At 37.0% G+C, this 11,932-nt stretch carries 10 protein-coding genes; 2 read left to right on the top strand and 8 right to left on the bottom strand.

Annotated features, from left to right (window positions below; all coding sequences use genetic code 11):
* Positions 1 to 244: 244 nt before the first annotated feature.
* Both opp3C and opp3b read right to left on the bottom strand, forming a co-directional pair.
* Entirely contained in the window at positions 245 to 1,306 is a 1,062-nt protein-coding gene (gene opp3C, locus MUA88_RS03040) for an oligopeptide ABC transporter permease (protein ID WP_262604666.1), read from the bottom strand.
* On the bottom strand, positions 1,306 to 2,232 hold the full coding sequence (gene opp3b, locus MUA88_RS03035; RefSeq protein WP_262604665.1) for an oligopeptide ABC transporter permease: 927 nt from the start codon (positions 2,230 to 2,232) through the stop codon (positions 1,306 to 1,308). Before opp3b ends, opp3C begins: the two co-directional genes overlap by 1 nt.
* Before the next feature lie 252 nt (positions 2,233 to 2,484).
* Here opp3b and MUA88_RS03030 point away from each other — a divergent pair, with 252 nt between their 5' ends.
* A complete protein-coding gene (locus tag MUA88_RS03030) occupies positions 2,485 to 2,865 on the top strand; it encodes a DUF3899 domain-containing protein (protein WP_262604664.1) in 381 nt (126 codons plus the stop codon).
* Positions 2,866 to 2,950: 85 nt separating this feature from the next.
* Here MUA88_RS03030 and fabF read toward each other — a convergent pair whose 3' ends face one another.
* On the bottom strand, positions 2,951 to 4,195 hold the full coding sequence (gene fabF / locus MUA88_RS03025) for a beta-ketoacyl-ACP synthase II (protein ID WP_262605746.1): 1,245 nt from the start codon (positions 4,193 to 4,195) through the stop codon (positions 2,951 to 2,953).
* A 16-nt stretch (positions 4,196 to 4,211) separates the two neighbouring features.
* The gene (locus tag MUA88_RS03020; RefSeq protein WP_262604662.1) at positions 4,212 to 5,153 is read right to left on the bottom strand and encodes a beta-ketoacyl-ACP synthase III; all 942 of its coding nucleotides are present in this window, start codon (positions 5,151 to 5,153) and stop codon (positions 4,212 to 4,214) included.
* A gap of 150 nt (positions 5,154 to 5,303) precedes the next feature.
* Between MUA88_RS03020 and MUA88_RS03015 the strand changes: the two genes are divergently transcribed.
* Positions 5,304 to 5,498, top strand: a complete 195-nt coding sequence (locus MUA88_RS03015) for a DUF2929 family protein (RefSeq protein WP_262604661.1) — start codon at positions 5,304 to 5,306, stop codon at positions 5,496 to 5,498.
* 52 nt (positions 5,499 to 5,550) lie between these two features.
* Here MUA88_RS03015 and MUA88_RS03010 read toward each other — a convergent pair whose 3' ends face one another.
* From MUA88_RS03010 to MUA88_RS02995, 4 genes are all read right to left on the bottom strand, one after another.
* Complete coding sequence (locus MUA88_RS03010; protein WP_262604660.1) at positions 5,551 to 6,438, bottom strand: 5'-nucleotidase, lipoprotein e(P4) family; 888 nt, start codon at positions 6,436 to 6,438, stop codon at positions 5,551 to 5,553.
* A 328-nt stretch (positions 6,439 to 6,766) separates the two neighbouring features.
* Positions 6,767 to 9,379 (bottom strand): ATP-dependent chaperone ClpB, encoded by a 2,613-nt coding sequence (clpB, locus tag MUA88_RS03005; protein WP_262605745.1) that lies wholly within the window; start codon positions 9,377 to 9,379, stop codon positions 6,767 to 6,769.
* A gap of 150 nt (positions 9,380 to 9,529) precedes the next feature.
* Positions 9,530 to 11,347 carry an acyltransferase family protein gene (locus tag MUA88_RS03000; RefSeq protein ID WP_262604658.1) on the bottom strand — a complete coding sequence of 606 codons (1,818 nt, stop codon included), beginning with the start codon at positions 11,345 to 11,347 and terminating at the stop codon, positions 9,530 to 9,532.
* Positions 11,348 to 11,556: 209 nt separating this feature from the next.
* Positions 11,557 to 11,865 (bottom strand): metal-sulfur cluster assembly factor, encoded by a 309-nt coding sequence (locus MUA88_RS02995; RefSeq protein WP_044360495.1) that lies wholly within the window; start codon positions 11,863 to 11,865, stop codon positions 11,557 to 11,559.
* Positions 11,866 to 11,932: the final 67 nt, after the last annotated feature.

Raw genomic sequence — 11,932 nt, 5'->3', positions numbered from 1 at the left:
TTTTGTCAGTGTTCTGGGAGCAGGGCTTTCGGCAGAATTTCGCAATTCTAGAAAATCAAAAAGCGATTTTTCTCATTGCTTTCATTCTGCTCAATCCCTAAACGCTCCCTTCACATCCTCGTTCTTGTCAGTGTTCTGGGAGCAGGGCTTTCGGCAGAATTTCACAATTCAAGAAAATCAAAAAACAATTTTCCTCATTGCTTACATTCTGCTCAATCCCTAAACACTCCCCTCACATCTTCGTTTATTTACGCATTTTAGGGTCGAATGCATCGCGTAGACCGTCACTGAATAAATAGAAAAATAAAATTAATAAACTTAAAATAAGTGCTGGAATAAATAGTTCATGAGGGTGAATCAGTAGCATCGCACGACCTTCATTTACTAATGAACCTAGTGAAGATTGTGGTGCTGGTACCCCAATACCGATAAAGCTCAAGAATGCCTCGAAGAAGATGGCATTTGGTACTGTAAACATTGATGTTACGATAATTGCACCTAATGTATTCGGTAAGATATGTTTAAAAATTAATTTTAAGTCTGATGTTCCGAGTGTGCGTGATGCTAATACGAATTCTTGGTTTTTCAATTTTAAGAATTCTCCACGAACAACACGGCTCATGCCGATCCATCCTGTGATGGTCATCGCTAAAATAATTGTCCAAATCGATGGTTCGAAAATTAATACGAAGAGGATCACGACAATCAATGTCGGAATAGATGAAATAATTTCGATAATACGCTGCATCACGTCATCTACACGACCACCGAAATATCCGGAAATCGCTCCGTATATGACACCGATAAAGATATCAAGAACAGCTGCGACAAAACCGATGAATAATGATACTTGCGCACCTTTCCAAGTACGCGTCCAAAGGTCACGACCTAATTGGTCTGTCCCAAACCAGAAGTTTTCTTTTACTTTTGCATTCTCATATGCATTTCCTTCTACACCTGAACCGTCAAATGGAAGAAATGGTACTTTATCAAGAACAGCAACTTTGGGTGGTAAATTACGACGTTCTACATCTTGTTCTGCATAACCATGACTATTCAATAAAGGTCCAATCAAAGCTAATAGTAAGATAATTAATAGCCCAATCATTCCGACAACTGCAAGCTTGTTGTGTGTCAATTGTGTCCATGCATCTTGCCAAAACGTACGTCCTTCACGTTGTAATGCCTGTTGATCAAGGTCTGGTGTGCCTGTACGTACGAAATCTTCATGCATCACACCTGTTGTTTGAGCCATTGTTGCACCTGATGGATCATCTTTTGGTAAATGATGTAAATCTTTCGTCATTATTTTTTACCCCCTTGTACACGAATACGTGGATCGATTAATCCGTAAAGTACATCGACAAGGAAAATTGAAACGATAAACAATGTACTGAACAATAACGTAATCGCCATAATTACAGAAAAGTCATTCGTTGTGATCGAACGAACGAATTGATCCCCTAGTCCGGGTACCCCGAATATATTTTCAATCGTTAATGTACCTGTTAAAATGCTCGCTAACATCGGAACTAGGATTGTGACAACTGGAATCAATGCATTTCTGAGTGCATGTTTAAATAAGACTGCGTATGTTGAATTCCCCTTTGCTCGCGCCAATAATATGTAATCTGAACTCAACACTTCTATCATTTCTGCTCGAATATAACGTGCGACTGTTGCAAGAACAACCGCTGATAATGCAAGTGAAGGTAAGACAGCTGTTGATATACCTTCCCAACCTGCAACCGGGAACCATTGTAACTTAACTGCGAAAAGATATTGAAGTAACACAGCAAGTACGAATGATGGTACCGAAATTGCGATAACCGAGATGAGTGTCGCTAAATAATCGACCCAGGTGTTTTGCCTTGTTGCTGCTATTACTCCCAATACAACACCTAATACGACACCGATTGCCATCGCTATCAGACCCATTTGGAGTGATGGAATTAACCTTGGTTGAATCAATTCCCATACAGGTTGTCCATCATATTGGAACGAATTCCCAAAATCCCCTTTCACAACATTTGCCATATAATTCGCATATTGCACAGGTAGTGGATCATTCAGCCCATATTTTTCATTCAGGACTATTTTTTGCTCTTCACTCAACTTCTCATCATTGAATGGTGAACCTGGCATTAATTTCATTAGGAAAAAGGTAATTGAAATGATAATCACTAATGAAATCACCATATACAGCAAGCGCTTAAGTGTATATTTAAGCATATGTATTTCCCCCTTTGTTCAATTAACATTCCCTTCAAAATTTTCAGAAATATTAATGTAATTATAGTCTCCTATATTTTTATATTCAAGATGTTTTTTTAATATACATATTGTTAATAATTAAGAACGTTATTATAGCAACATTTCTAAAGATTAATTTTTAACATAAAACTTTTGAATTGTTGATGATTACAAAAACTTAGATTACAATATTTTATTATTAGCTTAATATTTATAAGAAGGAGGATATTAATGAAGCGATTTAATATTAATACTTTAATATACATATTGATGACCCCAGCCATTACTTTTCTCATTTGGTTAACTGGTACACATACATGGGTCCACTTTATCAATACATTCTTTACATTATCTATCATCACTCTCATTTTGCTTTTCATGTTACTACTAGTCCAAGAAGGGATTTTTGATGTAACAAGTTATGGTTTTAGAAAGTTTCGCTATCAACTTATGCGTAAGAAACATCGTGAAATGTACGAGGAAGATGAGTTTTACAACCCCAAATCACCAAAACGTGAATATTATGTGGTTCAACCCTGGATTAAACCCGCACTACTTGTGAATACAGTGTATTTAATTCTTTCTTTTATTTTGGCATTTACGTTAGGTTAAGCCATTCTATAATAACAATAAAAATAAGCGCGCACTTTCATAAACTTTTAATTAGTGTATGAAAATACGCGCTTTTTCTATTTAATTATTGTTCAAATTTTTTAAAGACTAGTACTGCGTTATGTCCACCAAAACCTAAACTATTACTCATTGCGTGGGTAATATCATGATCTACTGCCTCATTCGGCGTGATATCTAAATCAATTTCTGGGTCCATTGCATTAGCATGAATGGTTGGTGCAATTTTCCCGTCTCGAATTGAGAGTACAGAGAAGATGGCTTCAATCCCGCCAGTCGCACCTAATAGATGACCTGTCATTGATTTGGTAGAACTGATTTTTAATTGCTTAGCTGCATCACCAAATGTTGTTTTAATCGCTTTGATTTCGAATAAATCGCCAATTGGTGTACTTGTACCATGTGCATTTAAATATTGTACTCGATCCGGTGTGATGTCTGCATCATCGAGTGCCATTTTCATCGCACGGGCACCACCTTCACCGTCTGGTCCTGGCGCTGTAATATGATGTGCATCACCCGTTGATCCATAGCCAACAACTTCAGCATAAATTTTTGCACCACGTGCTTGTGCAGACTCTAATGATTCTAATACAACAATGCCTGCACCTTCACTCATAATAAAACCATCGCGTCCCTCTTGGAATGGACGGCATGCTGTTTCGGGATCATTGTTTGTTGAGAGTGCACGACTTGCACTGAATCCTGCAATAGACATATTTGTAATTGGTGCTTCTGTACCACCTGCGATCATTGCGTCCGCATCGCCACGCTCGATAAATTTAAATGCTTCTCCAATTGAGTTTGTTGCTGTTGCACAAGCCGTTACGGTAGAACCATTTGGCCCTTTTGCACCAAGATCTATCGATACTTGTCCAGTTGCCATATCTGGAATTAACATAGGTACGAAGAATGGGCTTACACGTCTCGGTCCACGCTTTTTCAATTGCTCATATGATTCTTCAAATGTCTCCATACCACCAATACCTGAACCAATCCAAACACCTATACGATCAGCATTTGATTCATCGATTTTCAATTGAGCATCTGCAACTGCTTGACGTGCTGCTACAACTGCGTATTGTGTAAAGCGTGACATTTTGCGTGCTTCCTTTTTTGGAATATGATCTTCAATGTTAAAATCTTTTAGTTCCCCACCGATATGAACTTGAAATGGCTCCGTATCAATACGTGTAATCTTATCAATACCATTCACACCATTTAATGCATTTTGCCACATCGTTGGCACATCATTGCCAATAGGTGATAATGCTCCTAATCCTGTCACTACGACACGTTGTTTCTTTGTCATTGTGTTGCCTCCTCTATTATTTTCCCCAGCGAATCACGATAGAACCCCACGTAAGGCCGCCACCAAAACCTACTAATACTAATATATCATCATCTTTAATACGGCCATTTTCTAATTCTTGACCAATGCTTAGCGGGATGGATGCAGCAGAGGTATTCCCATATTTATCTACGGATACGCTCATTTTTTCTTTTGATAAACCTAATCGTTCGCGTGCTGACTCCATAATACGGATATTCGCTTGGTGTGGAATAAACATATCGACATCATCTGCAGTCAGTTCAGCCTTTTCTACGACACGTGCTGAGGAATCTCCCATCACACGTACAGCAAACTTAAAGACTTCTCGACCATTCATGCGAATTAAGTCTGTTTCTTGTTCTTGGTATAAGTATTTGCCACCGATACCATCTGAACCCAATTCATAGCTTAGGATACCACGGTTACCAGACACTTCACCAATAATAGCAGCCCCTGCACCATCACCAAATAAAATAGCTGTACCACGATCATTTAAGTCTGTAATTTTAGATAGCTTTTCTGCGCCTACAACTAAAATATTTTTATAATCTCCTGATAGTATAAACGCTCTTGCAGTCACAATGCTATACATAAATCCTGTACACGCAGCAAGTTGGTCCATAGATGCTACTTTGGACAATCCTAAACGTTCTTGTAACTTATTTGCAACTGTTGGAAAACGATGATCACCTGTTGATGTTGCAACAATAACCATGTCCACATCTTCCGGTTTTATACCTGCATCTTCTATTGCTCTCACGCTCGCTTCATATGCGAGGTCTGATGTATCTTGTTCTTTATTTGCCCAGCGACGTTCTTTTATGCCTGTCATTTGTGAAATCCATTCATCTGATGTATCCAGATATGCTTCAAAATAATGATTATCAACAACATTCTCTGGAACATAAGCGCCAAATCCTTTAATTCCTACATTCATGGTTTGAACACCTTCTTTTATTTTTTTAATACCAGGTATTAATTTAACACAAGGTACTAAAAAATAAAAGCAATAAACTTGCCCCTACTATACAATTAAACAAAAGAGCTTTATAATAGCACTATCAGCAAAAATGGAGGCGTGTACATAATGAAATATGTCATTACGTTTATCTGGGCTGTTGTATTATTCGAGATGGTGAACTTCGTATTAAATAGCTTAGGCGGTGGCGGACCACTTAACGTAGTCACACCTATCGCGCTAGCTGCTTTTGTTTTTGTCATTATCTTAATTTTAGATACAGCTGGATCAACACCAAACAACCATTCAACTGAATCACATTAACAGTAAAAGCCATTGCGTTTATGATATTGACACAATGGCTTTTTTTAATAAATTATTTAACTGCACCTTGTTTCAACTGTTGTGTTTCTGGGTCAAAGTAAGTAATGGATGATTGACGTAATTCAGATTTTTGCTCAGCGCTGATGCTGTAGTCGTTGTTGTATAAAGTGGCTTCCCAGCTACCGTACATTGGATTCGGGAAGATGATATATCTGCTACCAAAATCATCTTCATGTTGTTTTACGAATGTTTCACGTCCTTCAGGTGTCGCTGCTTTCGGCTCATCAAAATCTAACAAGTTGTCACCGAATAATTGTACAAGGCGATATTCTGTTTTAATGCGATCACGGCGTTCTGTTTTGCCATGTTCCCCTTCTTTTTTAAGCAATACATGTGCTTCATCAGCTTGTGGTAAACCTTGTTGTTTTAAGTTTTTAATCGTTGCTTGAAGGTCTTCTTCATGAGAACGATCTGAGACATAAAAAATTTCTACATCGTGCTCATCTGCATATTTCAAGAAATCTTTTGCCCCATAAACAGGTTTTGCTTGTGCTGATTGTACCCATTCATGCCAACCATCAGGGAATGATGCACCTTGCAACGTATTATATGCTTGGTATGGTGAGTTATCTAATACTGTTTCATCAATATCTAAAGCAATAGCCAGCTTTTTCCCACCTTTATGCTTTTTGATGTGTTCATCTAGTGCTTCTTTCGCTGAATTGTAACCTTGTGCATATAGTGCCTTAGCTTCAGCAGAATTTTGATACCAAGCCACGCCCATCATATTTTGTGAAGCTAATTGTGCTGTTGCATCTTCCTCAGTCATTTGCTGCTGTTGTACGGCGACATCACTTCCAGCTTGTGCATCATGTGGTACAGATGTTGTCACAAGACCTAACGCCAAAAGTACCGCTGAAGTTTTTGTCCATTGATTCATCTACATCACCCTTATATGTATATTTTGGATTGAGTCAAAATATTATTTTAGAACATCACTGATAAGTTATTGTTCTGATAAAAATATATTTATATTCAACCCTGCTTGTTATTATAACATAACGAGTTTAATAAAAATTTATATACTAGAATAAGAATAAAGTTCGTAAACATTCGATTTCATATCATCAATTCAAACATTATGTATAAATTAAAATAATAACTCATTTCTTAAACAATACTATTCTCACTTACAAACACTGCTCAAGTTTAATGATTTCATGACAGTAAAAAGGCGCACACGATATTCGCATACGCCCTTTTGACTGTTATTCTTTTTCTAATGGTTTATTGATATCAAAGTGAATGGCACTATCTTGTAAATAACCGTGTACATGCGTACCCTCTTGCAAGTTATCTTTAATGATTAAGCGCGCCAATGGTGTTTCTACATGACGTTGGACAAATCGTTTTAATGGACGTGCACCATACTCTGGTTCATATGCTGTTTCACCCATCCATTTTTTCGCCTCATCAGTTAAATCTAATGTAATACGTTGATCCATTAATCGCATATTTAAGTTTGTTAAGATTTTATCAACGATCATTTGCATATCATCTACTGATAACGGACGGAATAATACAATATCATCCATACGGTTTAAGATTTCCGGTTTGAAGTAAGCATTTAAACTTTGCATCACTGCTTTTTCTGTTTCTTCAGTGATTGCACCTTCATTTTTAACATTTTCTAATAAAATTTGTGAACCGATATTACTTGTCATAATGATAATGGTATTTTTAAAGTCTACACTACGGCCTTTAGAATCTGTTAAACGTCCTTCATCTAAAATTTGTAATAAGACATTAAAGACATCTGTATGTGCTTTTTCTACTTCATCCAATAAGATGACTGAGTAAGGATTACGTCTAACCGCTTCTGTCAATTGTCCTCCTTCATCATGTCCTACATAACCTGGAGGCGCACCGATTAAACGAGAGACAGCGTGTTTTTCCATATATTCACTCATATCAATACGAATCATATGTTTTTCAGAATCAAACAATGTCGATGCGAGTGATTTTGCAAGTTCTGTTTTACCGACACCTGTAGGCCCTAAGAATAAGAATGAACCGATTGGACGACTTGGATCTTTAATACCTGCTCTGGCACGTACAACCGCATCTGATACTAGATCAACCGCACGATCTTGACCTACAACACGTTGATGAAGAATATCCGATAAGTTCAACAGTTTTTCTCGTTCTGTTTCTACTAATTTTGATACTGGAATACCTGTCCATTGACTAACAATTTCTCCAATTTCCTCATCTGTTACGACTTCTCGAATGATACGGTCGCTATCTTCACCTTGTGTTTCTTGGAAAGCTGCTTCTAATTCTTTTAGCTCTTTTTCCAATTGTGGGATTTTACCATGTTGTAATACAGCTGCTGTTTCAAGGTCATAGTTATTTTCCGCATCTTCTAATGCTTTACGGCTTTCATCCAACTCTGCACGTTTTTCTTGGACTTTCGCAATTTTTTCTTTTTCTTGCTCAACGCGTGCTTGTAGTTGGGCTTGTTTTTCTTTTTCTTCCGCTAATTCTTCTTGAAGTTCTTGCAGACGTACACGACTTGCTTCATCAGATTCTTTTTTCAATGCATTTTCTTCAATTTCTAATTGCATCACACGACGATTAGCTTGGTCCAGTTCTGTTGGGTTTGATCCCATTTCTGTGCGAATCGTAGCAGAAGCTTGGTCTACAAGGTCAATCGCTTTATCTGGTAAAAAGCGATCTGTAATGTAGCGATCTGATAATTCCGCTGCTGCGACTAACGCACGGTCTTGAATGCGTACACCATGGTGCACTTCATAACGTTCTTTTAAACCACGTAAAATTGAAATAGTGTCGTCAATATTTGGCTCTTTTACATTTACTTTTTGGAAACGACGTTCTAATGCTGAATCTTTCTCGATGTATTCACGATATTCATTCAAAGTTGTTGCCCCAATGCAATGCAATTCACCACGTGCAAGCATTGGTTTTAACATATTTCCGGCATCCATTGCACCATCTGTTTTTCCTGCACCAACAAGCATATGAATTTCATCAATGAATAGTAAGATACGACCATCTGAATCTTTCACTTCTTTTAAGACTGCTTTGAGTCGTTCTTCAAATTCACCACGATACTTAGCCCCTGCTACTAAGGCGCTTAAATCGAGTTCGAAAACTGTTTTATCAAGTAAAGAATCCGGTACATCTTTTTTCACGATACGTTGTGCAAGGCCTTCTACAATCGCTGTTTTACCAACACCTGGTTCACCGATTAAGACAGGGTTGTTTTTGGTTTTACGGCTTAAAATACGAATTGTGTTACGAATTTCTTCGTCACGACCAATAACCGGATCCATGTTGCCCTTACGTACTTCTTCTACTAAATCACGTCCATATTTTGGTAATGCTTCATAGTTCACTTCAGGATTTTGTGTTGTCACATGGTTTCCCCCTCTGACTTTTTTTATAATTTCTTTAATCACTTGTTCTTTATATTCAACGAACGATGCGGTTGTTTCGTCTACTTCCATCGCAGCTAACAACATGTGTTCCATAGAGATGAATTGATCATCATATGCTTTCATATGTTGTTCTGCTTTATTAAATAATGTATTTGTCTTTGGCGATAAATATTGTCCGTACTGAACATTATCGCCGGTTACTTTAGGATATTGTGTTAATTTTTTATCGTATGCTTTGGCAAGTGCCTCTGTATCTATTTCTGCACGTTCTAAAATTGTTTTGTATAAACTCTCATCTGCTTCAAGAACTGCTTTCAGTACAGCTTCTGTTTCAATATTTGTTAATTGATAAGTTTGTGTTGATTCAATCGCTTTTTGTAAAGCATTTTGTATAGAATGCGTCATCTGATTAATATCCAAAATACGTCACTCCTTTATTTCAAAATAGGTCAATTTGACTTTGACTTTCTTTGACCTTAATTTAATTATACGCTCGCCTTTTCTAAAAATCAACAAAAAAGGATAGAAAACACAAGAGAATTTCAACTGTGTTTCTATCCTAATCTTGATTTATTTCTGATGCTTTTTCATCGATTTAATAATTTCATCAATCAATGCGTTGACACCATCCGCTTCTAAATGAATACCATCTGGCGCAAAGTATTCTGTGTGTCCTTGTGATCTTGCATGCCAATCAACAAGATGCACATTGTCACGCTTTTGTGCCGCTTGCTTAAACAAGTCATTGACGTGCGCTTGATAGTCACGCGGAACACTCGTATTGACTAAATAGACTTGTGATTTCCCTAAAAGATCCAGCAATGTATCTAATTGCTCTTCAGTAAAATCACCATTCGTTCCGAGCTGTAATACGACCATATCATCCTTGTCTTTATAATCCGGGTAGTCTTCCCTCACAAGTGGAATTGCTTGAACAAGCTGACGTCCAATCAAACCATTAATACTCGCGTGTGGTACCTGTTCTTTGAATGTATCACCGATGTCTACCATGACAGAATCACCGATTAAAAGTGGTTTCCAGTTTGCATATTGTGACGCTTGACCTTTCACTTCTAATCCCGCAACTTTCATATCGCCCAAAGGTATCGGTACAGTGATATATTTTTCAATATCATCTGTATTAATGGCTGTGGTATGTGTTTTTTCTTTAGCCAATCCATTGAAGGCACCTAATAAAATCAACAACGATGGTACAAGTAATATAATCGCTAGCCATGCGCGCTTCACATTTAATACTCGCCATTGCTTCAAGTGTTTAAAGTCAAATATCTTAAAGCCAGAATGACGGAATGGTGTTTCTATATATCGATATGAGAATTCAGCCATTAAGAACATGAATATCGCCTCAATTACATAGACCCACAATGGAATTTGTCCCTGTACAAAATGATGGTGGATTAAAACAATAATCGGATAATGCCATAGATATAGGCTATAGGAACGTGATCCAATATATAGAAATAATGGATTCCCCAATAATTTTGAAAATCCGCCACCAGGTAACACAGCACTTGCGATAATAAAAAGTGTTAAGACACTAATAAGCGCAAAGCCGCCATAATACAAGCCACCCTGTGATTCATTAACAAATCGGAAACATAAAAATAAACCAACTAACGCAACAGCCCCGATGCCATCAATAATAAAACGTGACTGACTGGCCGTTTGCAGACGTAACTTAAATGCAGGCCATACAAAAGCCAATATCACACCTAACAACATCGTTTGTAGACGTGTATCCGTCCCGAAATAAACACGTGCCACATTCCCTTGTGGCTCATACAAAATTCCCATTGCCACAATAGATATCACTATAAAAAATAAAATAGTATATAACATAGGCTTAAGACGCTTAACAAAATGCAGCAAACCAAGTAAAACAATTGGAAAGAATAAGTAGAATTGTTCTTCAATAGCCAGTGACCATAGATGCTTTAGTGGTGCGACTTCAAATTGTGCAAAGTAATCAACATCTTGAAAAATGTACCACCAGTTACTTACATAAAATAGCGCAGCAAATGCATCACCACGAACAGATTTAATTTCAGATGGTACGGTTAATAATGTTAGAATCAACACGGACATAATTAAAAAAATCACGGCTGGCAAAAGACGTTTCAATCGTCTGATCCAGAATGACACCAGATCAATACGTTGTGTATTATGATATTCGGTTAATAATAAACTTGTGATAAGGTAGCCAGAAATAACAAAAAACGTATCCACACCTAAGAAACCACCTGGTAACCATTGCGGATTAAAGTGATAAATAATGACGGCAAGAACAGCAATGGCACGTAAACCATCAAGACCAGGCATATAACGTGTTTTAAGTTGCTTTTGAGGCGTTTTAGTAAAATTCCACATGTTTATCATTCTTTCTTCTTATAAATTTTCAAGTTTAATTTATGTTTAAAAAGTCGTGATCATCATCTTGAGTAGTATGTACATTACATATCATACTTTATAATTCCCACGATATCACTATAAAATTTCTTAAAAAAAGAACTGAACCTTTTATCTAAGTTCAGTTCTTCGTCATGATTGCTATATTGTATTTAATGATATATCAATGATTAGCTAACGCCTAATGCAATTTTAGCGTAACGTGACATCATATCTTTGTTCCATGGTGGATTCCATACGATGTTTACTTCAGTTTCTTTAATCTCTGGTAGTTCGCCTAATGCTGTTTTTACTTGATCCACAATTTGTGGTCCCATTGGGCATCCGATTGATGTTAATGTCATTTCAACTGTACATAAACCATCATCATTTAAGTCAACTTTATAAACAAGGCCTAGATTCACGATATCAATACCAAGCTCTGGGTCAATAACGTTCTCTAATGCACCTAAAATACTATCTTTTAATGCTTCTTCCATGCCTATTCACCTCTTCATTTGTCGTTACTATCAATATATCAAAATCATTACATTTCTACAATAAAAT

It is taken from the genome of Staphylococcus sp. IVB6240 (assembly GCF_025558425.1).
Lineage (GTDB): Bacteria > Bacillota > Bacilli > Staphylococcales > Staphylococcaceae > Staphylococcus.
Note: the sequence above shows the minus strand (reverse complement) of the source record. Positions and strands in the feature narration are given on the sequence as shown.